At 66.4% G+C, this 25906-nt stretch carries 25 protein-coding genes; 16 read left to right on the top strand and 9 right to left on the bottom strand.

The genetic code is table 11. The features are described from left to right. Positions 1–34 precede the first annotated feature (34 nt). Both ACVOME_RS12975 and bioA read right to left on the bottom strand, forming a co-directional pair. A complete protein-coding gene (locus ACVOME_RS12975) occupies positions 35–772 on the bottom strand; it encodes a 16S rRNA (uracil(1498)-N(3))-methyltransferase (protein WP_111186719.1) in 738 nt (245 codons plus the stop codon). Beyond that, positions 763–2154 carry an adenosylmethionine--8-amino-7-oxononanoate transaminase gene (gene bioA, locus ACVOME_RS12970; RefSeq protein ID WP_481505162.1) on the bottom strand — a complete coding sequence of 464 codons (1392 nt, stop codon included), beginning with the start codon at positions 2152–2154 and terminating at the stop codon, positions 763–765. The genes ACVOME_RS12975 and bioA overlap by 10 nt, the downstream gene beginning before the upstream one ends. Positions 2155–2231: 77 nt before the next feature. On the opposite strand from bioA, the gene nudE reads away from it, so the two are divergent. The 10 genes from nudE (at position 2232) to ACVOME_RS12920 (ending at position 9582) form a co-directional block, all read left to right on the top strand. Next, positions 2232–2795: an ADP compounds hydrolase NudE gene (gene nudE, locus ACVOME_RS12965; RefSeq protein ID WP_053520252.1), complete on the top strand. Its 564-nt coding sequence runs from the start codon at positions 2232–2234 to the stop codon at positions 2793–2795. Continuing rightward, positions 2792–3595: a 3'(2'),5'-bisphosphate nucleotidase CysQ gene (cysQ, locus tag ACVOME_RS12960; protein WP_053520253.1), complete on the top strand. Its 804-nt coding sequence runs from the start codon at positions 2792–2794 to the stop codon at positions 3593–3595. The genes nudE and cysQ overlap by 4 nt, the downstream gene beginning before the upstream one ends. Before the next feature lie 12 nt (positions 3596–3607). Beyond that, positions 3608–4447 (top strand): nucleoside triphosphate pyrophosphohydrolase, encoded by an 840-nt coding sequence (mazG, locus tag ACVOME_RS12955; RefSeq protein WP_053520254.1) that lies wholly within the window; start codon positions 3608–3610, stop codon positions 4445–4447. Beyond that, a complete protein-coding gene (locus ACVOME_RS12950) occupies positions 4444–4770 on the top strand; it encodes a YnfA family protein (RefSeq protein ID WP_065182615.1) in 327 nt (108 codons plus the stop codon). Before mazG ends, ACVOME_RS12950 begins: the two co-directional genes overlap by 4 nt. 68 nt (positions 4771–4838) lie before the next feature. Further along, complete coding sequence (locus ACVOME_RS12945) at positions 4839–5141, top strand: Mpo1-like protein (RefSeq protein WP_065182616.1); 303 nt, start codon at positions 4839–4841, stop codon at positions 5139–5141. A 66-nt stretch (positions 5142–5207) separates the two neighbouring features. Then, a complete protein-coding gene (locus ACVOME_RS12940; RefSeq protein WP_053520257.1) occupies positions 5208–6167 on the top strand; it encodes an SPFH domain-containing protein in 960 nt (319 codons plus the stop codon). A 1-nt stretch (position 6168) separates the two neighbouring features. Next, entirely contained in the window at positions 6169–6603 is a 435-nt protein-coding gene (locus tag ACVOME_RS12935; protein WP_053520258.1) for an NfeD family protein, read from the top strand. A gap of 102 nt (positions 6604–6705) precedes the next feature. Then, positions 6706–7818 carry a glycine cleavage system aminomethyltransferase GcvT gene (gcvT, locus tag ACVOME_RS12930; protein ID WP_053520259.1) on the top strand — a complete coding sequence of 371 codons (1113 nt, stop codon included), beginning with the start codon at positions 6706–6708 and terminating at the stop codon, positions 7816–7818. 93 nt (positions 7819–7911) lie between these two features. Continuing rightward, a complete protein-coding gene (gene gcvH / locus ACVOME_RS12925) occupies positions 7912–8307 on the top strand; it encodes a glycine cleavage system protein GcvH (protein WP_053520260.1) in 396 nt (131 codons plus the stop codon). A 774-nt stretch (positions 8308–9081) separates the two neighbouring features. Beyond that, positions 9082–9582: a histone gene (locus tag ACVOME_RS12920; RefSeq protein WP_065174792.1), complete on the top strand. Its 501-nt coding sequence runs from the start codon at positions 9082–9084 to the stop codon at positions 9580–9582. A 140-nt stretch (positions 9583–9722) separates the two neighbouring features. Here the strand turns inward: ACVOME_RS12920 and ACVOME_RS12915 are convergent, their stop codons facing one another. After that, positions 9723–11123 carry a serine hydrolase domain-containing protein gene (locus ACVOME_RS12915; protein ID WP_053520262.1) on the bottom strand — a complete coding sequence of 467 codons (1401 nt, stop codon included), beginning with the start codon at positions 11121–11123 and terminating at the stop codon, positions 9723–9725. Between the two features lie 284 nt (positions 11124–11407). Here ACVOME_RS12915 and ACVOME_RS12910 point away from each other — a divergent pair, with 284 nt between their 5' ends. Further along, on the top strand, positions 11408–12736 hold the full coding sequence (locus ACVOME_RS12910; protein WP_481505161.1) for an NTP/NDP exchange transporter: 1329 nt from the start codon (positions 11408–11410) through the stop codon (positions 12734–12736). Between the two features lie 75 nt (positions 12737–12811). Further along, positions 12812–13162 carry a DUF1304 domain-containing protein gene (locus tag ACVOME_RS12905; RefSeq protein ID WP_053520264.1) on the top strand — a complete coding sequence of 117 codons (351 nt, stop codon included), beginning with the start codon at positions 12812–12814 and terminating at the stop codon, positions 13160–13162. 469 nt (positions 13163–13631) lie between these two features. Here the strand turns inward: ACVOME_RS12905 and ACVOME_RS12900 are convergent, their stop codons facing one another. From ACVOME_RS12900 to ACVOME_RS12890, 3 genes are all read right to left on the bottom strand, one after another. After that, positions 13632–14099: a hotdog fold domain-containing protein gene (locus tag ACVOME_RS12900; protein WP_065174794.1), complete on the bottom strand. Its 468-nt coding sequence runs from the start codon at positions 14097–14099 to the stop codon at positions 13632–13634. 74 nt (positions 14100–14173) lie between these two features. Then, positions 14174–16651 (bottom strand): acyl-CoA dehydrogenase, encoded by a 2478-nt coding sequence (locus ACVOME_RS12895; RefSeq protein ID WP_065174795.1) that lies wholly within the window; start codon positions 16649–16651, stop codon positions 14174–14176. After that, the gene (locus ACVOME_RS12890) at positions 16648–17565 is read right to left on the bottom strand and encodes an alpha/beta fold hydrolase (RefSeq protein WP_065174796.1); all 918 of its coding nucleotides are present in this window, start codon (positions 17563–17565) and stop codon (positions 16648–16650) included. The genes ACVOME_RS12895 and ACVOME_RS12890 overlap by 4 nt, the downstream gene beginning before the upstream one ends. 141 nt (positions 17566–17706) lie before the next feature. On the opposite strand from ACVOME_RS12890, the gene ACVOME_RS12885 reads away from it, so the two are divergent. Beyond that, positions 17707–18309, top strand: coding sequence for a TetR/AcrR family transcriptional regulator (locus ACVOME_RS12885; protein ID WP_053520195.1), 603 nt, complete (start codon positions 17707–17709; stop codon positions 18307–18309). 139 nt (positions 18310–18448) lie between these two features. Here ACVOME_RS12885 and ACVOME_RS12880 read toward each other — a convergent pair whose 3' ends face one another. The 3 genes from ACVOME_RS12880 to hslO form a co-directional block, all read right to left on the bottom strand. After that, entirely contained in the window at positions 18449–21193 is a 2745-nt protein-coding gene (locus tag ACVOME_RS12880) for a TonB-dependent receptor (protein WP_053520196.1), read from the bottom strand. Positions 21194–21577: 384 nt separating this feature from the next. Then, positions 21578–22426 carry an XOO1806 family protein gene (locus tag ACVOME_RS12875; RefSeq protein WP_414487991.1) on the bottom strand — a complete coding sequence of 283 codons (849 nt, stop codon included), beginning with the start codon at positions 22424–22426 and terminating at the stop codon, positions 21578–21580. Between the two features lie 117 nt (positions 22427–22543). Then, positions 22544–23437, bottom strand: a complete 894-nt coding sequence (gene hslO / locus ACVOME_RS12870) for an Hsp33 family molecular chaperone HslO (RefSeq protein WP_414487990.1) — start codon at positions 23435–23437, stop codon at positions 22544–22546. A gap of 77 nt (positions 23438–23514) precedes the next feature. Between hslO and mtgA the strand changes: the two genes are divergently transcribed. The 3 genes from mtgA to ACVOME_RS12855 are packed head-to-tail and all read left to right on the top strand — an operon-like array spanning position 23515 to position 25720. Next, complete coding sequence (gene mtgA, locus ACVOME_RS12865) at positions 23515–24264, top strand: monofunctional biosynthetic peptidoglycan transglycosylase (RefSeq protein ID WP_053520199.1); 750 nt, start codon at positions 23515–23517, stop codon at positions 24262–24264. A gap of 45 nt (positions 24265–24309) precedes the next feature. Then, a complete protein-coding gene (locus ACVOME_RS12860; protein ID WP_065174800.1) occupies positions 24310–25329 on the top strand; it encodes a glycosyltransferase family 2 protein in 1020 nt (339 codons plus the stop codon). Continuing rightward, positions 25289–25720 carry a CBS domain-containing protein gene (locus tag ACVOME_RS12855; RefSeq protein WP_053520201.1) on the top strand — a complete coding sequence of 144 codons (432 nt, stop codon included), beginning with the start codon at positions 25289–25291 and terminating at the stop codon, positions 25718–25720. Before ACVOME_RS12860 ends, ACVOME_RS12855 begins: the two co-directional genes overlap by 41 nt. The last annotated feature ends 186 nt before the right edge of the window (positions 25721–25906 follow it).

Below are 25906 nucleotides of genomic sequence, written 5' to 3'. Positions count from 1 at the left end.
GGCGCTGCCGTTGGCGTGCAGGTTGTCGGTGGACCTAACCGAGATCACCCAGCCGCGCCTGCAACGCGGCGATCGCGGCCAGCCCGGCGGTTTCCGTGCGCAGGATGCGCGGGCCCAGCTGCAGGCCCTGGAAGCCGGCGGCGGCCAGCTGCTCGCGGTCGCGTGGCGACCAGCCGCCCTCCGGACCGATCGCGATCACGATGCCGCCCGCGGGCGCCGCTGCCAATGTCGACAGCCGGTGCGAACCCATCGGGTCCAGGGTCAACCGCAGCGTATCGGCGGGCAGTGCGGCGGTCGCCTGCGCCAGCGACAGCGGGGCACCCACCCGTGGAATGCGCGCGCGCCCGGACTGGCCACAGGCCGACTGCACGACGTTGTTCCAGTGCGCCACGCGCTTTTCCGCGCGGGCCGCGTCCAGCTTCACCTCGGTGCGTTCCGCGTTCACCGGCAGGATGCTGCTGACGCCGAGTTCGGTGGCCTTCTGCAGGATCAGGTCCATCTTTTCGCCGCGCGCGATGCCCTGCATCAGGGTGATGGCCAGCGGCGATTCGATGTCGATGGCCTGCACGCTGTCGATGCGTGCCTGCACTTCGCGCTTGCCGACCACGGTCAGCGTCGCAGCGTAGTCATGGCCATCGCCGTTGAACAGGACGCAGCCATCGCCTTCGCGCAGGCGCATCACCCGCACCAGGTGGTTGGCGGTCTCCTCGGGCAGGGTCACGGTCTGGCCGCTGTGCAGCGGCAGGTCGATGGGACAGCGGGTCACGCGCATGCAATCGCCTCGTCGATGGCGGCCAGCGTGGTATGCGCCAGCAGATCCAGTTGTTCGTCGTCCACGCAGTACGGTGGCATCCAGTACAGCACATCGCCCAGCGGGCGAAGGACCACGCCGCGCTTCAGTGCTGCCTTGTACGCGTGCAGGCCGAGCCGCAGTCCGGGGTCGAAGGGCGTGCGCCTGTCGCCGCCGTGCGACAGTTCGAATGCCACCACCATGCCGGCCTGGCGCACATCGGCCACATGCGGGTGGTCGGCAAACGGTGCCGCGAGGGTGCCCATCACCGATGCGGTGCCGCGGTTGCGCGCGATCACATCGTCGCTGCCGAAGATGTCCAGCGTCGCCAGCGCCGCAGCGCACGCCAGCGGATTGCCGGTATAGCTGTGCGAGTGCAGGAACGCACGCTCGCGGGAGTCGTCGAGAAAGGCGTCGTACAGGGCCTGCGTGGCCAGGACCGCGGCCAGCGGCAGGAACCCGCCGGTCAGGCCCTTGGACAGGCACATCAGGTCCGGCATCACCCCGGCCTGTTCGCAGGCGAACATCGTACCGGTGCGACCGAAGCCGGTGGCGATCTCGTCGGCGATCATGAACGCACCGTGCGCGTCGCACAGCTCACGCACGCGCTGCAGGTACACCGGATCATGCATGCGCATGCCACCGGCGCACTGCAGGCGGGGTTCCAGGATCACCGCGCATACTTCACCGGGGTGCTGGTCGAACAGCGTCGCCAGGCCATCGGCGGCCTGGCGCGCACGCTCGGCGGCGCTCTGCCCTGGCTCGGCCAGGTAGGCGTCGGGCGAGGGTGCGAACAGCCCTTCGGCCAGCAACGGCGCGTACACCCGCCGGTACAGTGGGATGTCGCCCAGCGCCAGCGCACCGAGCGTTTCACCGTGGTAGCCGTTTTCCAGCGCGATGAAACGCGTACGCCGGGTCTCGCCGCGGTTATGGAAGTAATGGAAGGCCATTTTCAGTGCCACTTCCACCCCGGCCGAGCCGTTGTCGGCGTAGAACACCTTGGCCAGCGGATCGCGCCCGGCCTGCCGCGGGGCCAGTGCCAGCAGGCGTTCGGCCAGGGTGATCGCCGGCTCATGGCTGAAGCCGGCCAGCATCACCTGTTCCAGCTGGCCGGCCTGGGCCGCGATGGCGGCGCCGATGCGGGGCTCGGCGTGGCCGAACAGATTCGTCCACCAGCTGCTGACGGCATCCAGATAGCGGTTGCCGTCATGGTCGATCAGCCACGCACCCTCGCCGCGCGCGATCGGCACCAGCGGCAGGGTGTCGGGATGCTCGCGCATCTGTGTGCACGGATGCCACAGCACCTGCAGGTCGCGTTGCCGCCAGTGCAGGGCCAGCGGGGAGGGGGTTGGGTCTGCTAGCATTTCGGGCTCATGAACATGTTGCTGCCTGCACATTCTATCGGCCCCGGCGCCCGCGTCGGCCGCCGCGGAGATTCCGCATGAACGATGACCGTGCCAGCCGTCGCCTGCCGATCATCCATCGGATCACCGATGAAGAGAACGGTCCCTTCCAGCGCCAGCATCTGGATCTGGAATTCTCCAATGGTGAACGCCGCCGCTTCGAGCGCCTGGTCAGTCGTGGCCACGGTGCGGTGGTGGTGGTGCCCATGCTCGACGACGAGACGGTGCTGCTGGTGCGTGAATACGCGGCCGGGGTACATCGGTACGAGCTTGGCCTGGTCAAGGGCCGGATCGATGCCGGCGAGACCCCCGAGCAGGCCGCCGATCGCGAACTGAAGGAAGAGGCCGGCTATGGCGCGCATCGGGTCGATGTGCTGCGCGCCATGACGCTGGCGCCGACGTACATGAGCCACCAGTCGTGGCTGGTGGTGGCGCGCGACCTGTATCCGGAAAAGCTGATCGGTGACGAGCCCGAGGAGCTGGAGGTGGTGCCCTGGAAGCTGTCCGAGCTGGACCGGTTGATGCTGCGCGAGGACTTTTCCGAGGGCCGCTCGCTGGCGGCGTTGTTCATCGCCCGCCAGTGGCTGCAGGGAGCCCGATGATCAAGCTGACCACGGATCTGCGCGAGACCGCGATCGCCATCGCGCAGGAAGCCGGCCAGGCCATCATGCAGGTCTACGCCGAAGGATTCGACGTGCGGATCAAGGACGACAACAGTCCGGTGACCGCCGCTGACCTGGCCGCCAACCAGGTCATTGAGCAGGGTCTGCGGCAACTGACCCCGGATCTGCCCATCCTGTCTGAAGAGTCGGCCCAGGTGCCCTGGGAACTGCGCCGCCATTGGGGCGCCTACTGGCTGGTCGATCCGCTGGACGGTACCCGCGAGTTCGTCAAGCGCAACGGCGAATTCAGCGTCAACATCGCCCTGATCTACCAGGGTGCCCCGGCGTTTGGCGTCGTGCTGGCGCCGGTCACCGGCATTCTGTGGCACGCCATGCGCGGCGAACTGGCGTACCGCCGGCAGGGACTGCACGACACCGTGCTGCGCACGCGCAGCCCGGCGACCGCTCCGCTGCGGGTGGCGGCAAGCCGCTCCCACCGCTCGCCGGAAACCGAAGCGCTGCTGGCGCGCATGGGCCGCATCGAGACCATCGCCCAGGGCTCGTCGCTGAAGTTCTGCCGCATTGCCGAGGCGGGCCTGGATGTGTACCCGCGGCTCGGCCCGACCTCCGAATGGGATACCGCCGCCGGCCAGTGCGTGCTGCACGCGGCGGGCGGCGCGGTCCTCTCGGCGGCGACCGGCAAGCCCTTCCGCTACAACCGCCGCGAGACGCTGTTGAACGGCGATTTCATCGCCCTTGGCGATACCAGCCTGCCGTGGCGCGACTGGTTGTCCGACTGACCTGGAGGCCGCATGAGCGCGCACGACACCCCCACCGCCGGCAGTGCCGCCAGCACCGAACTGGAACGCCTGCTGGCGATCATGGCCCGCCTGCGTGATCCGCAGGGCGGCTGCCCATGGGACCTGGAGCAGGACTTTGCGACCATTGCCCCGTACACCATCGAGGAAGCCTACGAAGTCGCCGATGCGATCGATCGTGGCGACCTCGATGATCTCTGCGACGAGCTCGGCGACCTGCTGCTGCAGGTGGTATTCCATGCTCGCATGGCCGAAGAGCAGGGGGCGTTCGCTTTCGCAGAGGTTGCCCGCGCGATCAGCGACAAGATGCAGCGCCGCCATCCGCATGTCTTCGCCGATGTCAGCGTCGATGATGCCGATGGGGTCATGCGCAACTGGGATGCGATCAAGCGCGCGGAGCGGGCAGCCAAGGGCGAACAGGACCATTCCGCCCTGGCTGGAATCTCGCGGGGCCTGCCGGAGTGGCAACGCGCGGTGAAGCTGCAGTCGCGCGCGGCCAAGGTGGGCTTCGACTGGCCGGGCCCGCTGCCGGTCCTGGACAAGGCAGCCGAGGAACTGCAGGAACTGCGCGAGGAGTTCGAGCGCGGCGACATCGCCGGCAACAAGGCGCGGCTGCAGGAGGAACTGGGCGACCTGTTGTTCGTCTGCGCCAACCTGGCGCGCCACGCCGACATCGACCTGGGCGCCGCGCTGCGCGGTGCCAACCACAAGTTCGAGCGTCGCTTCCGGGCGATGGAGGCACAGGCCGAGGCACAGGGCACATCCCTCGCCTCGCTGGACCTGGACGCGCAGGAAGCGCTCTGGCAGCACGCCAAGGCCGCCGAGAAGGAATGAAGACACTCGGCCTGTTCCTGCTGACCGCGCTGGCCGAGATCGTCGGCTGCTACCTGCCGTGGCTGTGGCTGCGCAAAGGAGGCAGCGTCTGGCTGCTGCTGCCGGCGGCGGCCAGTCTGGCCCTGTTCGCCTGGCTGCTGACCCTGCATCCGACCGCCAGTGGCCGCGTCTATGCCGCCTACGGTGGCGTGTACATCGGCACCGCGCTGTTCTGGCTGTGGCTGGTCGATGGCGTCCGGCCCAGCCGCTGGGATCTGCTGGGTGCTGCACTGTGCCTGGCGGGCATGGCGGTGATCATGTTCGGGCCGCGCCAGCCGGGCTGACCGCCGGCAGTGCCAGGCCCGCCGGAAAGGGGCATGATGGGGTGGATCGTGGCGTTGGGAGTGCGCACATGTCCCGTTTCTCCAGCTTCCGTGACTTCTATCCGTTCTATCTCAGCGAGCACCGCCATCCGGTGTCGCGGCGCCTGCACTTCATCGGCAGCTGCGGCGTACTGCTGCTGGTCGCTGCGGCGATCCTGCGCGGCCAGCCGCTGCTGCTGTTGACGGCATTGGCCTGTGGGTACGGGTTCGCGTGGGTGGGGCACTTCTTCTTCGAGAAGAACCGCCCGGCCACGTTCCGCCACCCGCTGTACTCGTTCCTGGGCGACTGGGTGATGTTCATCGACATCCTGCGCGGGCGGGTGCGGTGGTGAGAACGTGTGCACGCCGCATTCACACGCTATGCTCGGGGTTGGACGTCTACCGATAAGGAAAGCCTGATGTTCCCGACCATGTTCTTTACCGTGGTACTGGCCTTCGTGGCCGTGGTCATCCTGTTCAAGGCCGTGCGCATGGTGCCGCAGGGATATGAATGGACTGTCGAGCGGTTCGGCCGCTACACCCACACCATGACCCCCGGCCTGCACTTCCTGATCCCCATCGTGTACGGCGTGGGGCGCAAGGTGAACATGATGGAGCAGGTGCTGGATGTACCCAGCCAGGAAGTGATCACCAAGGACAACGCCGCCGTGCGCGTCGACGGGGTGGTGTTCTTCCAGGTGCTGGACGCCGCCAAGGCCGCCTATGAGGTGGCCAACCTGGAAGTGGCCATGATCGCTCTGGTCCAGACCAACATCCGTACCGTGATCGGCTCGATGGACCTGGACGAATCGCTGAGCCAGCGCGAGGTGATCAATGCCCAGCTGCTCAGCGTGGTCGACCATGCCACCAACCCGTGGGGCGTGAAGGTGAACCGCATCGAGATCCGCGACATCCAGCCGCCCCGCGATCTGCTCGACGCGATGGCGCGGCAGATGAAGGCCGAGCGCGAGAAGCGTGCGCAGATCCTGGAGGCGGAAGGCTCGCGGCAGTCGGAGATCCTGCGCGCCGATGGCGAGAAGCAGGCCACGGTGCTGGAGGCGGAAGGGCGGCGCGAGGCAGCGTTCCGCGATGCGGAGGCACGCGAGCGCCTGGCGGAAGCCGAAGCGATGGCGACCAAGGTGGTGTCGGCGGCGATCGCCGAGGGCGATGTGCAGGCGATCAACTACTTCGTCGCCCAGAAGTACGTGGAAGCGTTCAAGGAACTGGCCAGCTCGCCGAACCAGAAGCTGGTGCTGATGCCGATGGAGGCCAGTGGGGTGATCGGCTCCATCGCCGGCGTGGCCGAGCTGGCCAAGCAGGCACTGGCCAGCCAGGACAACAAGGCGGCCGGCAAGCGACCGCCGCCGATCGGAGGCTGACATGCGCTGGGACGTCGTCGCCTGGGGGGCGCTGGCCCTGCTCCTGTTCGCTGCGGAGGCTCTGCTGCCCGGCGCGTTCATGCTGTGGATCGGCATCGGCGCTGCAGCGGTGTTCGTGCTGGTGGCGATCTTTGCCGGCATCCCGCTGCTGTGGCAGGTGGTCGCCTTCGTCGTGCTGAGCGTGCTTTCGATCCAGTGCTACCGGCGCTGGGGCAGGTCGCGGGCACGCGCCAGCGACAAGCCGTTGCTGAACCGCCGCGCCGAGCAGCTGATCGGTCGGGTGGTGCCATTGCAGCAGGGCATCACGGACGGGCAGGGTCGGGTCAGCATCGACGATGCGTACTGGCAGGTCAGCGGTCCGGAACTGCCGGCCGGGGCACGGGTGCGGGTGGTCGCGGTGCAGGGCAGCACGCTGGTGGTTGAAGCGGCCAGCTGAGCCTGCGGGCGGTACGTGCGCGAACCGCTGCGGTGCGGCACGCCCGTGGGCGATCGATCTGGGATAATGGGGGTTCTTGTTTCCTCTGCTGCCGGAACGGTCATGACCCAGAAGACGCTGCTCAACGATACCCACCGCGCCCTCGGCGCCAAGATGGTCGATTTCGGGGGTTGGGACATGCCCATCCACTACGGCTCGCAGCTGGATGAGCACCATCTGGTGCGTCGCGAGGCCGGCGTGTTCGACGTCAGCCACATGACCGTGGTGGACCTGCGCGGCGAGCAGGTCAAGCCGTTCCTGCGCCGCCTGCTGGCCAATTCCATCGACAAGCTGAAGGTGCCGGGCAAGGCGCTGTACTCGTGCATGCTCAATGCCGAAGGCGGCGTCATCGATGACCTCATCGTCTATTACCTGGGCGAGGACTTCTTCCGCATGGTGGTCAACGCCTCCACCCGCGAGAAGGATCTGGCCTGGCTGCGTACGCAGGCCGCTCCGTTCAACGTGTCCGTTGAACAGCGTCCTGACCTGGCCATCCTCGCCGTGCAGGGGCCGCAGGCGCGCGAGCTCGTCATTGGTCTGGTCGGCGCCGCCGACCGCGAGGCGCTGGGCAAACTCGGCCGCTTCGCCGCGCTGCAGGTGCGGTCCGATGAGGGCGTCGAACTGTTCGTTGCCCGTACCGGTTACACCGGTGAGGACGGTTTCGAGATCCTGCTGCCGCAGGAGGCCGTGGTCGGGTTCTGGAACCGCCTGCTGTCTGCAGGCGTGAAGCCGGCTGGCCTCGGTGCCCGCGACACCCTGCGCCTGGAGGCCGGCATGAATCTGTACGGCCAGGACATGGACGAAGCCATCAGCCCGTACGAAGCCGCACTGGCCTGGACGGTGTCGCTGGACGAAGGCCGTGACTTCATCGGTCGCGACGTGCTGGAAGCGCAGAAGGCCGCCGGCAATGCGCGGCAGATGATCGGCCTGGTGATGGACGAGAAGGGTGTCCTGCGCCACGGCCAGGTGGTCACCACGGCCGGCGGCCAGGGCGAAATCCTGTCCGGCACCTTCTCGCCGACGCTGGCCAAGGGCATCGCCTTTGCCCGCGTGCCGGCAGGTGACCTCGGCCAGGTCACGGTCGATATCCGTGGCCGGCAGGTGCCGGTGCGCGTGGTCAAGTTCCCCTTCGTGCGCGAAGGCCAGGCCCAGCCCGGCGTGCTCGCCGACGCCTGATCCGAACGTGCCGGACGTCACTGACAGCAGTGGCGGCCGGTTGGTTACACTAGCCCCGTTTTTTCCACCCCCTGCAAATCCTGGAGCAGTCCCATGAGCGAGATCCCCGGCGACCTCAAGTTCCTCAAGTCCCACGAGTGGGCCCGTGTCGAAGGCAATGGCCGCGTTACCGTCGGTATTTCCGACCACGCCCAGGGCCTGCTGGGTGACCTGGTCTACGTCGAACTGCCGGAGGTCGGCGCCGACGCCAAGGCCGGCGAGCAGATCGCTGTCGTCGAGTCGGTGAAGGCGGCCTCGGACGTCTACAGCCCGATCAGCGGCAAGGTCGTCGAGGTCAACTCGGCGCTGTCCGACAAGCCGGAAACCATCAACGAAGATGCCTACGGCGAAGGCTGGATGTTCGTGGTCGAGCTGTCCAACGCCGAAGAGATCAACGAGCTGCTGGACCCGGACGCTTACGCCGAAGTCCTTGAGAACGACGACCACTGAGTCGTTGTTTCCTGGTTTGAAAACGGCCACCTTCGGGTGGCCGTTTTCGTTCCGGCGACCGCGCCGGACTCATGACGCCCGGTTCGCTGCACACCCACGACGCGGCATCAGGCGCTTCGGAAGGGTGTCTTCGGACGCGCGCAGTTTTGCGCAAATCCGCGTTTCCACCCCGCGCCGGCGCGTTCGAATGTGAAAACTTTTTCTGCCTCGTTGCGGCCCCGTTGTGGTGGCGCGGCAGGCCGCTGCGATACGTAGCCCGGGTGCGCGCGCGAGGTGGCGCAGGAATGGCACGCATCTACGCAGAGTGCTTATTTCAAGTGTTTTTTCTTGAGCGCGCGCGCACGCAGTGGTGCGCGTGGCGGTCGTGTTGTGCACGCCAGCGGTGTCTGCGGAAGCGAAACGAGGACGCTGGAGGCGGTGTCCGGGACGGCGCCAATGTGAAAATTTTTCGCGGGGGTTGTTGACAGTAAAAAAAAGCGTGATTAGGTTTCGCCTCAGCAGACCTTGCCTGCCCAACCGAGTGCGCAGAATCAATCGTCCGATGCGAAGCAGCCCCTCGAAAGCCACCGCGATCCCCAAGACGGTGGACATGGCCCCGCTTCCCCCGGAGAAATGCAAGGCAACTCCCGTTCCGATGCCTGCTCCGCCGATCGAGGCAGGCATTGCCGCATCCGTAACGGCGCGCCTGACGCGCCGGCGGTCCCCGCACGCAGCATCCGCGGGTTTGATCCACCTGGGCGTTTCAACTCCCTATCACTGACGAGGAGCCATCCCATGGCAACCAAGAAAGCTGCGAAGAAAAAGCCCGCCGCCAAGAAGGCGGTGAAGAAGGTCGCTAAGAAGGCCGCTGCCAAGAAGGCAGTGAAGAAGGTCGCAAAGAAGGCGACCGCCAAGAAGGCGGTGAAGAAGGCTGCGAAGAAGGTCGCCAAGAAGACCACTGCGAAGAAGGCAGTGAAGAAGGCGGCAAAGAAGGTAGCCAAGAAGCCGGCGAAGAAGACCGCGAAGAAGGCAGTGAAGAAGGTCGCCAAGAAGGCAGCGAAGAAGACTGCAAAGAAGGCCGCCAAGAAGACCACTGCCCGCAAGCCGGCCAAGAAGGTCGCCAAGAAGGCGACCAAGAAGGCCGTAAAGAAGGTTGCGAAGAAGGCGGCCAAGAAGGCGACCAAGAAGGCTGCCCCGAAGAAGGCAGCGAAGAAGGTCGCCAAGCGCAAGCCGGCCGCCCGCAAGAAGAAGGCCGCTCCGGTCGCTCTGCCGGCAACCCCGGCGCCGCTGATCTAAGTACTTCCCGATAGCCGTACCCTGAAACCCCTTCCTCGGCTGCCCAGCGAGGAGGGGGTTTTTTTATCCCCTGCCTGCAGCCCGCAAGAAAAAAGGGCGACCGATGGGCCGCCCTTCCGGTGATGCCAGGGAGTGCCGGTTCAGCGCGGCGAGGCGACCGCGCGGTTGCTGGATGCACCCTTGCCCTTGCGCTTGTCCTGCTGCGCCGGGCTTGCGCCCTCGGCCATCAGGTTGTCGCTGCCGAAGTCGGTATCCACGTCCAGCCAACGTTGCGAGGGAAGGCCAAGCGCGGAGTCGAGCACGGTCGGCAGCAGGCCGCTGGGCAGGCCGCTTTCGCCGTTCCACATGATCGCGATGCCGAGATCACGCTCCGGGACCAGAGCGACAAGGCCACGGTAGCCCTGCACGGCGCCGGCGTGGAACACCACGTCATGACCGGCGTAATCGAAGGTGCGCCAGCCGAGCGCGTAGCCGGCCGAATGCAGACGCTCGCGGCGCCAGCCCGACCGCATTTCGCCCGGCGTGTTGATCAGGCTCGAATGCAGGGTGGCCAGCAGCGGTGCCGGCAGCACGTCGGGGCGATGACCGGTGTGGGCCAGCAGCCACTGTGCCATGTCGCTGGCACTGGCGTTGACGCCGGCCGCCGGCGCGACCCGGTAGTAGGTCGGTTTCGGCGTCAGCGACACCCAGCCATTACGGCTGCGCACATGCGGACGTGCCCACCGCGAACTGGCCTGGATGCCGGCCAGGCCGAGGCTGGCATCGTTCATGCCCAGCGGCTTGAAGATGCGGCGCTCGACCGCCTGCTCGTAGAAGCTGCCGGAGGCGGCGTAGACGACGTCGCCGATCAGGCTGAAGGCCACGTTCTGGTAGGCGTAGCAGTCGCCTGGCAGGCACTTGAGGCTGGTGTTGGCCAGCTTCTGGGTCAGTGCGTAGTACTCGGCGTTGCCTTCGATGTCACGGTCGTAGGCGTTGTAGGGCAGGCCGACGCGGTGGCTGAGCACGTCGGCGACGGTCAGACGCTCGGTGGCTTCCGGCGAGTTGAGGCGGAAGCCGGGCACATAGTCGGTGACCTTGCTGTCCCAGCGCAGCGTGCCGTCATTGACCAGCAGGCCGGCCATGGTGCCCGCGAAGGCCTTGGACAGCGAGGCCAGCCGGAACACGGTATGGGCATCGACCGGCAGCGGATTGTTGACGTCGGTGACGCCGTAACCGCGCGCACTCAGCACGCGTCCGCCCTGCACGATCGCCACCGCCATGCCCGGCACGCGCTCGCCATAGGTGAGCTGCTGCGCCATCGATTCGATGTTGGCAACGTTGAAGCCGGGGGCGGGTGCCTGCACCTGCGGCATCAGGCCGGTACGGTAAGCGGCCGGCTGGGTATGAGCGACGGCCGGCGCGGCCGCGGTCTCGATGTTGGCCGGCATCGGCGGCAAGGCCGGCGGGGTCTGCGCGGTGGTGGACAAGGCAACGGGCATCAGCATGCCCAGCAAACCGGTGGCCGCCGAACGGATCGGACGACGCAGGCTGTTCTTTTTCATCGGTTGGACCCGTGCGCGACTGCTGATGGCGATTCTAGCGCCGCTTTTCGCCTGTGCACAAACAAAGCGAAGATGAATGCGCATCTCGTTGAAAAAGTTGGAATTTTGACGCTGCCGGATTGTGTATCCGAACGTGTCGGCGGTCGCCCGTGCGAGTCCCCTGCGGTGCCACCTGCGTGCCGCGCTGGCGATGTTGCAGTGCATTGGCTAACGTACGCGCTTTGCCGCCCCCCGGAGCCTGCCATGCCGCTGTCCAACCGCTGCCTGCTGGCGTGGGGCGCCGCATGAGTTCGGTGCAGGACGGGAGGCCGTTGCGCGGGCTGCTGGCAGCGCTGCGCGAGTCCCCGGCACTGTGGTGGTCGTTCCTCTACTTCTTCTGCCTGCTGAGCGGCTACTACGTGCTGCGACCGGTACGCGAGGCGATGGCGGCTTCGGCCGACCTGGAGACGGTGTTCCCGCCGGTGCTGATCGCCTGGTTCGCCAGCCACGGCATCGCACTGAAGGATTTCGTCCTGCAGTTCCTGTTTTCCTGCGTGTTCGTGATCATGCTGGTGCTGCAGCCGGTCTATGGCTGGCTGGTCAGCCGCTTTCCGCGGCGGGTATTCCTGCCGGCCCTGTATGGCTTCTTCATCGCGACCCTGCTGGGCTTCTACGCACTGTTCGACAGTGGCGTGCCGGGGCGGGGCATGGCCTTCTTCTTCTGGGTCATGGTGTTCAACCTGTTCGCCGTCGCCGTGTTCTGGAGCTTCATGGCGGATGTGTTCTCCAACGTGCAGGCCCGTGCGTACTACGGCTACATCGGCGCGGCCGGCACGCTCGGCGCGTTCCTCGGCCCGATCATCACCAGTGCGCTGGTGCAGCGGGTGGGTATCGCCAACCTGATGCTGGTCTCGGCCGGCTTCCTGATCGTGTGCCTGCTGTGCATCTGGCGCTTGCGGCACTGGGCGGTGCTGCGTGAACGCGAGCAGCAACTGGTCTCCGGCGAGCAGCCGATGGGCGGCAGCGTGCTTGATGGCCTGAAGCTGATCGCGCGCGAGCCCCTGCTGCGCTGGCTGGCCATCATGGTGGTGTTTGGCGTCGGCGTGGGAACGCTGCTGTACAACCAGCAGGCCAGCATCGTGCGCGCGTCGTTCACCGACCCTGCGGCGAGCACCGCATTTTTCTCGCGCATCGATCTGGCGGTGAACGCGCTGGCCCTGCTGATGCAGCTGGGCCTGACCCGCTGGCTGCTGTCGCGCCACGGCATCGCTCCGGCGCTGTTGATTCCCGGCTTCGCGATCCTGATCGGCTTCTCGGTGCTGGCGGCGTCGCCGATGCCGCTGATGGTGGCGGTGGTGCAGGTGATGACCCGGGCCAGCGAGTTCGCCCTGGCCAAGCCGGCACGCGAGACGATCTATACCCGTGTCGACCGTCAATGGCGCTACAAGGCCGGTGCGGCCATCGACACGGTGGTCTATCGTGGGGCCGACCTGAGCTTCACCTGGGTGCACAAGGGACTGGCATTGTTCGGTTCGCACGTGGTGTTCATCGGAGGCGTCGCGGTGGCCGCGTTCATGACGCTGGCCGCGTTCGGCGTGCTGCGCGAAGAGAAGAAGCTGCCCCGCGACCGCTGATTTTCCGGGGTCAGATCCTTTTCCGGCAGGAAAGGGATCTGACCCCATTCTCCATCCCTGTTCAAGGAACCGCCCATGTACTGGATCGCACTCGCCCTGACTCTGCTGGTCGCCCTGCTGCACGTCTACTTCCTGGTGCTGGAGATGTTCCTGTGGACGCGGCCACTGGGGCTGAAGACGTTCCGCAACACGCCGGAGAAGGCGCAGACCACACAGGTGCTGGCGGCCAACCAGGGGCTGTACAACGGCTTCCTGGCGGCCGGCATCGTGGCGGGGCTGGTGATGGCACAGCCGGTGCTGGTGACGTTCTCGCTGGCCTGCGTGGTCGTGGCGGGGTGCTATGGCGCGTACAGCGTGAGCCGCCGGATCTTCATGATCCAGGCGCTGCCGGCGATCCTGGCGCTGGTGCTGCGCGCGCTGGTGTGAGAGTTCCGGCCAACGGCGCAGCCCCTCGTGGGTTGGCCGCGGCATGCGGCTTGGCGGTTGGGCCGGATGGGTCGAGCCAGGCGGGGACGCCGTGAACCCATCCCTGGGGGCTTAGCCGCGCCATCCATGGCGCGGATACCCCGCCCGGCTCGACCCATCCGGCCTCCGACGGATCTCTGCGGCGTCCATCCACGCAAAAGAAGAAAGAAGAGCAGAAGCAAAAAGCGGCCCATAGGCCGCTTTTTGCTGTCGCTGTTGCTTTTCTTTTTTTTCTCCGTGGGCTGGACGCCCGCGGAAACTGTCAGAGGCCGGGCGGGTTGGGTTCGCGGGGGTGTCCGCGGCATGGATGCCGCGGCCAAGCCTACAAGGACGTACTTGCGGCGTCCCCCGCGAACCCAACCTGCCTGGCCAAACCCATGACACGCTCTACGCGACCAACCCACGAGGGGCTGCGCCGTTGGCCGGAACCTCACTTGGCCGGCGACATCCACATGTCGATGACCGCGCTGAACACTTCGGTCCCTGCACGGTCGCGCACGCTCACCGTCACTGGCAGCGCATAGCCCTGGGCCGCGACCACGATCGGCTGCGCCGGCAGTGCCACCGCCTGCAGCGTGCCGCGTGCCTTGGCCAGGTACTGCACCTGCATGCCCTTGGGGATCCAGCGCATGCCCTTCGGCAGTGATGCATCAACCATCAGCCCGGCCGTCAGTTCGGCCAGATTGCACATCGCGATCGCGTGCACTGTGCCGATGTGGTTGCGCACCCTGCGCCGGTCCACCAGCGTACCTTCGCAGCGGCCGTTTTCCAGGCGGGTGATGCGCGGCGCGATGCTGGCGAAGTAGGGCGCCTTGAAGCACACCGCGCGCGAGAACAGCCAGGTGCCGGCAGGCCAGCGCTGCAGGCGGTTGTAGAGCGAGAGCAGGGGCGTGGACATGGTGGGATTCCGTTGGGCGGATAAAGCGACGGCGGGCCGAGGCCCGCCGTCGAGGCAACGCGTGTCGCGGACGATCAGGCGGCCTGCGAGTGCGGGTCCTTGTGCTGGCGGTCGTAGTAGCTGGCCGCGCGCAGTTCGTGGGTGTCGAAGTCGTCCACGGTGATGGTGTCCAGGGTCAGCGTGCGCAGCTCTTCCAGCAGCGTGCGCTCGTCCTGGGTGATCACACCTTCGGCCACGGCTTCGTCCAGCTGGCTCTGGAAGTCCAGCGCCTCGATGCCCTTGCTCTTCAGCGCCTTCAGGAACTTGCGCTCCACCGGCTCGGCCATGATGGCCTTGGCCAGATAGCTGTTGATGCGGCCGCCCGGGTTGTTCTCGCACGGGGTCAGGAACACACCCTGTGCCAGGCGGTCGCGCGCTTCGTTCGGCGCCATCAGCAGAGCGGCGACGCGACGGCTCAGGCGATCACCCGGTGCTTCGGCGCGGCGGCCCAGCGGGAAGATCAGTGCCCACATCAGCCAGCCGATCGGACGGATCGGGAAGTTGCGCAGGGCGGCCGACAGCGATTCTTCGATCTTGTGCACGCTGTCATGGAAGGCCCACGCCAGCAGCGGCTGGTCGGCCTGCGGTGCGCCCTCATCGTGGTAGCGCTTGAGCATGGCGCTGGTCATGTAGATGTGGCTCAGCACATCGCCCAGGCGGCCGGACAGCGATTCCTTGAACTTCAGCTTGCCGCCGAGCGTCATCATCGAGATGTCGGCCATCAGCGCCAGATTGGCCGAATAGCGGTCCAGCTTGCGGAAATAACGGCGGGTGTAGGCATCGCCCGGGGCGGCACCGAAGCGGGCGCCGGTCAGGCCGAACCAGAACGAGCGCACGGCGTTGGAAATGCCGTAGCGGATGTGGCCGAACAGGCTGCGGTCGAATTCCTGCAGGCCGGCACGGGTATCCGGATCCTGTGCAGCCTTCATCTCCTTCAGCACCCACGGGTGGCAGAGAATCGCACCCTGGCCGAAGATCAGCAGGCTGCGGGTCATGATGTTGGCGCCTTCCACGGTGATCGCGATCGGCGCAGCCTGCCAGCTGCGGCCGGCGAAGTTGCGCGGGCCGAGGATGATGCCCTTGCCGCCGATGACATCCATCACGTCCGAGATCACCTCGCGGCTCATGCTGGTGCAGTGGTACTTGGCGATCGCCGACGGTACCGATGGCACGTCGCCGCGGTCGACGGCGGCAGCCGTGGCCTGCGACAGCGCGCTGATCTTGTAGGCCTTGCCGCCGATACGGGCCAGTGCTTCCTCCACGCCTTCAAAGCGGCCGACCGACAGGCCGAACTGCTTGCGGATGCGCGCGTAGGCGCCGGTCACCGCAGCGCCGGCCTTGGCGCCACCGCTGGCGGTGGACGGCAGCGTGATCGAACGGCCCACGGCCAGGCATTCGTTGAGCATGTTCCAGCCCTTGCCGGCCATGGCAGCGCCGCCGATGAGCTGGGTCAGCGGGATGAACACGTCCTTGCCGCGAATCGGGCCGTTCTGGAAGGTCGAGTTCAGCGGGAAGTGGCGGCGGCCGATCTCGACGCCGGCGGTATCGCGCGGCAGCAGGCCCAGAGTGATGCCGATGTCGCGGGTCTCGCCGATCAGGCCATCCGGGTCGTACATGCGGAAGGCCAGACCGATCAGCGATGCGACCGGAGCCAGGGTGATGTAACGCTTGTCGAACGTCAGCCTGACGCCCAGCACCTGCTCGCCATTCCATTCGCCCCGGCAGACGATGCCGTAGTCGGGAATCGAGGTGGCATCGGAGCCGGCAAACGGGCCGGTCAGGCCGAAGCAGGGCACTTCACGGCCGTCGGCCAGACGCGGCAGGTACTGGTCCTTCTGCTCCTGGGTGCCGTAATGCACCAGCAGTTCGCCCGGACCCAGCGAGTTCGGCACGCCGACGGTCGAGCTGACCACCGAGGATACCGAGGCCAGCTTCTGGATCACCTTGTGGTGGGCCAGCGCAGAGAAGCCCAGGCCGCCGTATTCCTTCGGGATGATCATGCCGAAGAACTTGTTCTTCTTGATGAAGGCCCACAGCTCCGGCGGCAGGTCGGCGTGGACGTGGGTGATCTCCCAGTCGTTGACCATCCGGCACAGCTCTTCCACCGGGCCGTCGAGGAAGGCCTGCTCCTCGGCGGTCAACTGCGGCTTGGGATAGTTGAGCAGGATGTTCCAGTCCGGATCGCCGGTGAACAGCTCGCCCTCGAAACCGACCGAGCCGGTTTCCAGTGCGATGCGCTCGGTCTGCGACAGCGGCGGCAGCACCTTGCGGAACACCTTCATCATCGGACCGGTCAGCAGCGGCTTGCGGATGAACGGCAGCAGCAGCGGTACGGCGATCACGGCCAGCACGGCGGCGGCGACGATCGTGGCGGTCTGGTTGACGTAGGGGATGAACCAGCAGGCGACCAGCAGCGCGGCGCTGATCAGCGTCCAGGTGACCAGCCGCATGCGGTGGTAGGCGGCGAATGCACCTGCCAGCAGCAGGGCAAGGAAGGGAAGAACGATGCTCATGAGCGTGCTCCGGTGACGTGCTCGTTTGTGACGGACGAAGCTGCGGCGTCCACCGCAGGCAACACGTCCAGATAGTCCAACACAGTAGCGGTAAAGGCGTCGTTGTCGTCGCCGGCGACCATGTGCGTGGCCTGCGGCAACTGCACGTGGCGCGCGTGCGGGGCCAGCGCCAGGAATTCGGCCACGGTCTGCGGCGTGACCAGGTCACTGCGACCCCCACTGACCAGCAGCATCGGGCACTTCACCTGGCGCGCGGCATCGGCCAGCGCATCCTGGTGCTGCTCGCTGTCGCGGGCCAGCTCGGCGACCAGGCGCGGATCCCAGTGCCAGCGCCAGCGGCCGTGACCATCCTCGCGCAGCAGCGCGCGCAGCGACTGCTCGGATTTGCGAGGCCGGTGCGGCATGTAGGCGGAAATCACGTCGGCGGCCTGGGCCAGCGAGGCGAAGCCATCGGGATGGGCGGTCATGAACGCGAGGATGCGCTCCACGCCCGCGGTATCCCAGCGCGGGGTGATGTCCACCAGCACCATCGCCGAGAACAGGCCCGGCCAGCGCGATTCGGCCAGCAGGCCGAACAGGCCGCCCATCGAGGCGGCGACCAGCACCGGCGGGCGCGGCTGTTCGCCGGCCAGCACGATCAGGTCGTCGGCAAACTGCTCGCCGTGATAGGGCAGGTCGGCGGCATTCCAGTCCGAATCGCCGTGACCGCGGGCGTCGTAGGCCAGCGTCTGCAGGCCGGCAGCAGACAGCGCGCGGGCCGTGGCGTTCCAGGCATGCCGGGTCTGCCCGAAACCGTGGGCGAACAGCACCCGGCCGCGGCGGCCGTGATCGCTGGCCGTGGCGGCCAGCCGTGTGCCGTGCGCGGCTTCCAGACGCAGGTCGTGGAACGCAACGGGTGTGGGGGAAGTAACCATACTTGCTAGTATGGATCGGTTGCGGGGGATGTCAATACTGCATGGTATGGTGCGGCGCGTCAGGTGGCCGGTCTGCATAGCGGAGCCCTTCGGCTGCATCCGCGTACTGCAACGAACCCCGCCGTATGGTTAAATCACTCCATGAATCAACCTGACGCTTCTGCCGGCGAACCGCGCGCCGGCCGCAACAGCCGCCTGAGCGCCGAAGACTGGGCCCAGGCGGCCCTCGATCTGATTGCTGAACAAGGCGTGGGTGCCGTCGCGGTGGAACCGCTGGCGCGGCGCCTCGGCGTCACCAAGGGCAGCTTCTACTGGCATTTCCCCTCGCGCGACGCCCTGCTGCAGGCGGCGTTGGAGCGGTGGGAGCTGTTCGAGCAGGAGCAGGTGTTCGGCAGCCTGGAAGACGTGCCGGATCCGCGCGCGCGCCTGCGTCAGCTGTTCCAGATGGTGGCGCACGAAGTGCAGCCGCACATCATCTACAGCGAACTGCTGAAGGCGCTGGACCATCCGATGGTGCGGCCGGTGATCGACCGCGTTTCGCAGCGTCGCCTCGATTACCTCATCGCCTCGTTCCGCCAGGCAGGCCTGAGCTCCACCGACGCACGCCATCGTGCGCGCCTGGCCTATGCGGCCTATGTGGGCTTCCTGCAGCTGTCGCTGCAGCTGCAGCAGCCGAAGCAGGCGCGGGAGGATTTCGAGGCCTATGTCGAACACCTGATCGAGACGCTCATTCCGAACGGCTGACGGTTTCCGTTGCCCACGAAAAAGCCGCGACCTGATCGCGGCTTTTTTGTTGCCGGTGCAGGGTGGTACGCGCCGGCAGTGCAGAAAGAACAACGGCCCCTTGCGGGGCCGTTGCTGCAGTCATCGATCGATCAACCGATCAGAACTTCTGCTTGTACTGCATGTACATGTAGCGGCCCGGCAGGTCGTACTGCGGGTCGAACATGTTGTAGGACACCGTGTACGAGACCGGCGGATCCTTGTCCCACGCGTTGTTCAGGCCCAGCATGATGGTGCCCTTCCACGGGGTGTTGTAGCGCACCTGGATGTCGTGGTACGTGGTGGCACCAATGTGGTTCTTGCGACCTTCCGGATCCGAGCAGTAGGCACGGGTGGATGCGCCCAGCAGGCAGTCTTCGGTCATGCCCGACTTGTAGCGCAGGCCGTAGTTGACACCGAAGTCACCGTAGGACCAGTCGACGTACAGGTTGGAACGGACGCGCCAGTACGGATCCTGGTCCAGATAGCGGCCCTGACGGCCATCAACCGGAGCATCTTCGGTCGACTTGGTCTCCCACTTGCTCAGGTAGGTGCCGTCCAGGCTGACGGTGAACTGGCCGAACGAGGTTTCCGGCAGCTTGTACAGCACGCCCAGATCCCAGCCCTCCACCTTGTACGACGCCAGGTTCATCAGCGGCATGTCGACGTTGGTGATGGTGTAGCGCTCGTTGATGGTGCCGTAGTTCGGGTCACGCGTGATCAGACCGCAGTAGGCTGCCTGCTGCTGCGCGGTACCACCGTAGCAACGATCCATGATGTCGCCGATCGCCGGACGGGTGATGGCGTCTTCGATCTTGATCTGCCACCAGTCCAGGGTCACGTTCAGGCCGGAGACGAAGCTCGGGCTCCACACCAGGCCCAGCGTCTTGCTGGTCGAGGTTTCCGGCTTCAGATCCGGGTTCGACTTCCAGGTGAACGGCTCGACGGTCTGCAGCGGGCCAGACTCGCCATCGGTGTTCGGCTGGACGAAGTTCGCCGGAACGCCCTGGGCGATACACTGCGCCAGCACTGCGCCGGTCGGGTTGTTGGCCCGGGCACACGGGTCGGCGTAGGTCTCGAACGAATCGGTGTCGCCGCGGTACAGGTTGTTGATGCTCGGAGCGCGGAAGCCTTCGGAATAGTTACCACGCACCATCAGGTCTTCGATCGGCTTCCAGCGGAAACCGAACTTGTTGTTGGTGGTGTTGCCGAAGTTGCTGTAGTCCGAATAACGGGTGGCAACGCTGAAGTCCAGCAGCTGGGCGCCCGGCAGATCGGCCAGGACCGGGATCGACAGTTCCAGGTAGAACTCGTCCAGGTCGTAAGCACCCTTGGTCGGCGCAGCGCCGTTACCGGTGCTCAGGCCCGCTGCGATGAAGGCGTCGGGGTCGAACTGGCCGCTTTCCTTGCGGTTCTCATAACCAGCAGCGAAGCCCAGCGCACCGGCCGGCAGCTGCACGATCTCACCGGAGATGTTGGCGTAGTAGCTCTTCGACACCAGGCTGGCCGAATCGTGCGCGGTGAACGAGGTGTAGTCGAGTGCCGCCTGCGAGATCGAACCTTCGCCACCCAGCGGATTGATCGGTGCGCAGCCCGGAATGACGGCTCCGCCTGCGGTCAGACAGACAGCCTGGCCATCGCGGAGCGCCGACGGACCATACGCCTCATCCAGACGCTGGATGTTGAACAGGCCGTAGGTCAGGTCGTTCTGGTCGGTCTTGTCGTAGCGGTAGCCGACATCCCAGTCGAAGTTGCGGTCGGCGAACTCGAAGAAGCCTTCAAAGCCACCGTAGAAGTGCCAGTTCTTGACGTTCTGGTTGAACGAACGGCCGCCGGTTTCATTGAAACGACGGTTCACGCCGGTCAGGTCCTGGCCGTACGGGTTGTACATGCTGTCCGCGCTGAGCGTCATGCCCGTCACCGGCATGGCCGCCAGCAGCTGCTCGGACTTGCGCTCGTTGTACATCGCCTCGGTGCGGAAGGAGATGTTGTCCGTGATGTTGTACGAACCCACAGCGAACAGCGAGGTGCGCTCGTTCGGGGTCAGCAGGTAGTTGTCCGGCGCGGTGTTGTAGCCGTGCACGTTGCTGACGAACGGGGTTTCCACGCCATTGATGATGACGTAGCGCTGATCATTGCGGACGTAGGAGCCCGGGATGCCGGTGCCGCTCTGGCCGCTGAAGAACGGCGGGCCGCCAGCGGAGATCTTGCGATTGCCGGCCATGACCTCCTTCTCGTTCACGTAGGACGCACCCAGCACCAGCGACGCACGGTCGGTGGTGGTGCCGATGGTGAAGTCATAGGCTTCACGATCGCCATCGCCCTGGCTGTACTGGCCCTTGTAGAAGTTTGCCTCGGCGCCGTCGAAGTTCTGCTTGGTGATGATGTTCACCACGCCGGCGATGGCATCCGAGCCGTAGATGGTCGAAGCGCCGTCCTTCAGGACGTCGATGCGCTCGATCATCGCGGTCGGGATGGTGTTCAGGTCGACGCTGCCGTCCAGACCGGTGGTCCAGCGACGGCCGTTGACCAGCACCAGGGTGCGCTCGGCGCCGAGGTTGCGCAGGCTGACGCCGGCCGAACCGTCACCACCGTTGTTGAAGGTGCGGTTCAGTGCGGCACCGTTGGCGGCGACGCGCTGCAGGATATCGGCAACCGAGGTCACACCCTGCTTTTCGATGTCGGCGCGGGTCAGGCTCAGGACCGGCTGCGAGGTTTCGATGTCGGTGCTCTTGATGCGCGAACCGGTCACCGAAATGCGATCCAGGTTGGTCGCTTCCTGCGCCTGGGCGGTTACGGACGTGGCCGCACCCGCGATCAGCGCGACGACAACAGCGTCACGCAGCTTGTTGGACTGGAAATTCATTGGCTCTCTCTCTCCAAGAAATCTTGGCTGGGGTTATGCCCGGCGGGGAAGCGAAAGTGCGCTTCCAAATCGCGAGGCTGAGCCGATAGTAGCGGGCGCCTGCAAAGAATTAAAGCTGTGTTAATCAAAGCTGTGATTTGTGTAAATTCATGGAATGTCAATACTTTTCAACGGCTTGCAGTAGGGTTTGTGGCATGGTGCCTCGTTTGTTAAAAAAAAATGATGAAAAAAGTTTCCATTGATATGTATCGAAACATGTCGCGGCGGCGAGAAACGCACACATTGCGACAACGCCGGAGGGGCGCAGAGGGAGTGCGGCACACGCAAACGCAACGGGCGCCTTCCGGCGCCCGCGATGTCACTGCATGAGGGAGGTGCGAGCGGTCAGAGATCCTGCTCGTAACGCACATACGGCACGGTGCCGTCGTCGTTGCTCTCGTTGCGTGGAGAGAAGGGGTTCTTGCCGCGGCTGATCACGTTCTCGGCGCCGACGGTGAGCTGGCCGGACCACGGCGTCCGCCAGGTCAGGCCGATGCCCAGACCTTCCCACTTGCCAGGGCGGCCGGGCACGTCGACCACGCGGCCGATGATGCTGCCGGTGAAGTTGCCGTAACCGGCGCCGAGGCTGAGGCTCTTGCTGTCCCAGCGATCGACCAGGGCCGGCGAGGCATCGGCCAGCGGAACCAGGCGTGCCTTGGCGTAGGTGCCGGCGATGGACACGAATCCTTCGCGGCCGATGTTCTTCTGCGCGAACACGGTCAGGTCGTTCTGCTCGGCACGCAGCGACGGCGTCTTGTTCGGGCCGGCCAGCCAGGCGGGCAGTGTTTCGCGACCGGTACCGGCGGTGATGCCCAGGCGGCTGCTGCCCCGGTTCAGGGCAGCCGTGCCGGTGAAGCGGCGGCTGCTGAGGTCATCGTCGTCGCCCAGGCTGGCCAGCATGCAGTGGCTGGCCAGACCGCTGATGCTGGTACTGCTGCTGTTGCTGCAGAGCAGGCCCAGCGAGTCGCCCGACGACAGGCCAAAGGCCGCGTCCAGCGAATTGCGGCCGAAATGCCAGCGGGCGCCAGCGGCCTGCTCACCGGTGGGTTCCAGGTAGAGCAGGGCTTCGACCTTGCCGCTGCCCTTGTTCCACACCGGCAGCACCGTGCGGGTGTCCTTGCTCTGCGCATGCGCGCCCGCGACCGCGCCAAGGGCGATCAGCAGGGCCAGCAGTAGACGCAGATAGGTACGCATCGGACCAGTTCAGACAGGGACAGACAACGGAAGTTCCCGCAGGGGCGGGGACTCGATCCTAGGGTGTTTATGATTTCTTAACAAGCCTTGATCCTCCCCAGGTGCAAGACCCGCCGCTTACTGAAGGCGTTCAGGTGCCGGAACAGCCCCCTCGGCACCGTGGAACAGTATGCCGAACTCCGTCAACGGGAAGTGATACTCCCGTCCGCAGAATTCGCAGCGGACTTCGACCTCGCCGGTGGCTTCGGCCGCCGCCCGCGCCTCGTCCTCGCCCAGCGACTGCAACATCGAGGCGACCCGCTCGCGCGAGCAGGAGCAGGCAAAGGACAGTGGCTTGCTGCCCATCAGCTCCGGGTTCTCCTCATGGAACAAGCGGTGCAGCAGCTGCTCGGCGGGAGTAGCGAGCAGTTCGGCCCTGCCCAGGGTCTCGAACAGGGCACTGGCGCGTGACCAGCCATCTTCGTCGCCCTCGTCGCCGGGTAGTTTCTGCAGCAGAAGGCCGCTGGCCCCCGTGCGGTCGGCGGCCAGCAGCAGTCGCGTCGGCAACTGCTCGGACTGCCGGAAGTAGTCCTCGAAGGCCTCGTCCAGTTCCGCGGCGCTGAGCCCGACCAGGCTCTGGTAGCGCTGCGGTTCGCGCGGGTCCAGCCCGGGGTTCTCGATGGTGATGGCGAGGAGGGCGTCATCGCCCAGGCTGGACAGGTCGCGCGGCGCGTCGGCGCCCTCGCTGAGCTGGGCGATGCCGCGCAGGGTGCCGGCGGCGGTGCATTCGGCGAACAGCGTGCGCAGCGTGGTGCTGCTGCGCAGCTGGATGGACAGGCGGCCGTCGACCTTGGTGTGGCCGGTGAACAGCGCCGAGGCCACGCAGGCTTCGCCGAGCAGCTCGGCTGCGGCGTCCGGGTAATGGGCATGGGACAGGATTTCCTGCCAGGTGGCCTGCAGGCGCACGTGTACGCCGCGGACACCCGCGTCGGGAAGCAGGAAGCGGATCAGGGAATCAGGTTGGGCGGTCATCGGCTCACATCGCGCGGAAACAGGGGTGGTTGCCGGATAATGCGCCGACAGCCAGGCAGAAGAAGGATGCACCACTAATGGGGGCAGGGGGAGAGCAGGACAAGGTGAAGGTGGCCGGTGACGTTCCGCGCCGCCGGCGTTGGCACTGGAAGCGGCTGCTGTGGCTGCCGGTGCTGTTCGTGGCCTTCAGCTGCCTGCAGGTGCTGGTGCTGCGCTTCGTGGATCCGCCCATTTCCAGCGTGATGCTGTGGCGCTACGGGGAGGCGCTGGGTGCGGGCGACTGGGCCTACCGGCTGCACTACCAGTGGCGGGATCTGGACCAGATGGCGCCGAGCCTGCCGATTTCGCTGGTGGCGGCCGAGGACCAGCGTTTCCCCGAACACAGTGGGTTCGATCTGCAGGCCATCGAGAAGGCGCGTGACCACAACGCGCGGGGCGGCCGGCTGCGCGGGGCCAGCACCATCAGCCAGCAGGTGGCCAAGAACCTGTTCCTCTGGCAGGGCCGCAGCTGGATCCGCAAGGGCCTGGAGGTCTGGTACACGGTGCTGATCGAAACGCTGTGGCCCAAGCAGCGGATCCTGGAGATGTACGCGAACATCGCCGAGTTCGGTGACGGCGTGTACGGTGCGCAGGCGGCGGCCAAGACCTTCTGGGGCAAGGACGCCGCGCGCCTCAGCCCGGCCGAGAGCGCACGGTTGGCGGCCGTGTTGCCGGCACCGCGGCGCTACAGCGCGGCCTCGCCCGGTCCCTACGTACAGCGTCGCGCCGCGTGGATCCAGCGCCAGGCCCGGCAGCTGGGCGGCGCTGCGTACCTGGCCGAGGACTGAGGCGGGCGTCTGCGCCGCTCCGCACTGGCGACGTACAATCCGGGCATGATCCGTGAACGCCTCACCGTCGTCATTGCCGCCTGCAACGAAGCTCTGGCGCTGCCGGTACTGCACCCGCGCCTGTGCGCGGTACTGGATGCGATGCCGGACATCGATGGCCACATCCTTTACGTTGACGACGGCAGCCAGGACGGAACCTGGGAGGTGATCGCCGCGCTGGCGCAGTCCGAGCCACGCGTGTCGGCGCTGAAGCTGTCGCGCAATTTCGGCAAGGAGGCCGCGCTGACCGCCGGGCTGGATCTCGTCCGCGAGGGTGCGGCGATGATTCTCGATGCCGACGGCCAGGATCCACCGGAGCTGCTGCCGCAGTTCGTGGCGCGGTGGCGCGAGGGTTATGACAACGTCTATGGCACGCGCCGGGCGCGCGCGGGCGAGAGCTGGGTCAAGCGTGCGACCGCGGCGATGTTCTACCGGGTGATCGGCCGCCTGTCGCGCACGCCGATTCCCGCCGATACCGGCGACTTCCGCCTGCTGTCGCCACGCGCGCTGAGCGCGTTGCGTGAAATGCGTGAGCGTCACCGTTTCATGAAGGGGCTTTTCAGCTGGGTTGGCTTCCGCCGGGTGGCGGTGCCGTACCAGCGCCACCCGCGGGTGGCCGGCAGCAGCAAGTTCAGCCTGTGGCGGCTGTGGAACTTCGCGCTGGAAGGCATCACCGGTTTCTCCACCGTGCCGCTGCGCGCGGCCACCTATCTGGGCCTGGCCACTGCGGCGGTGGCCTTCGTGTTCGGTGTCTGGGTGATCGTGAAGGCCGCGATGTACGGCGACCGCGTGGCGGGCTGGCCGACGATGATGGCGGTGATCCTGTTCCTGGGCGGCGTGCAGCTGATCGCGCTGGGCCTGATCGGCGAGTACCTGGGGCGCCTGTATGAGGAGTCCAAGCAGCGTCCCCTGTACCTGGTTGACGCCTGGCTAGCATCGTCCGTGGCAGACTCCGTCGTGCAACCCACCCTGGGAGGGCAGGCAGATGACGTCGGTACGGCAACTGTTGGACGGCAAGTCCCCTGAAGTGCATGCGGTCGCGCCCGGCGCGGCGGTGATCGATGCGATCCGGCTGATGGCCGAGAAGGGCATCGGTGCGGTGCTGGTGATGGAAGGGCCGCGACTGGTCGGCATCCTGTCCGAACGTGATTACGCCCGCAAGATTGTCCTGCGCGATCGTTCCTCACGCGATACGGCGGTAGCCGAGATCATGACTGCGAAGGTGGTGACGGTGGCGCCCGGCGAACAGGTCGAACATTGCCTGCAGCTGGTCACCGATTACCGTATCCGCCATCTGCCGGTGGTGGAGGGGGGACAAGTGCTGGGCGTGATTTCCATCGGCGATCTGGTGAAGTCGGTGATCGATGCACAGCGCCGCGAGCTGGACCAGCTGCAGCAGTACATCGTGGCGGGATGAGTTTTCGCTGGCGGGCCTGCGGCCCGCCGGCCCGCTGTTCGGAGCCGAAGCCGAAGCCAAAGCCAAAGCCAAAGCAAAAGCGGCGCCTTGCTGATGGGCCGGAAGGGGGGGGGGGGGGGGCGGGGGGCGGACCCCGCAAGAAAACCACACAAGCCCGGCGGGGCCCCCACCCCCCCCCCCGCCCCC

The organism is Stenotrophomonas sp. STEN008 (genome assembly GCF_056760435.1).
The sequence above is the reverse complement of the archived record's forward strand: the minus strand, read 5'-3'. Positions and strand labels throughout refer to the sequence as shown.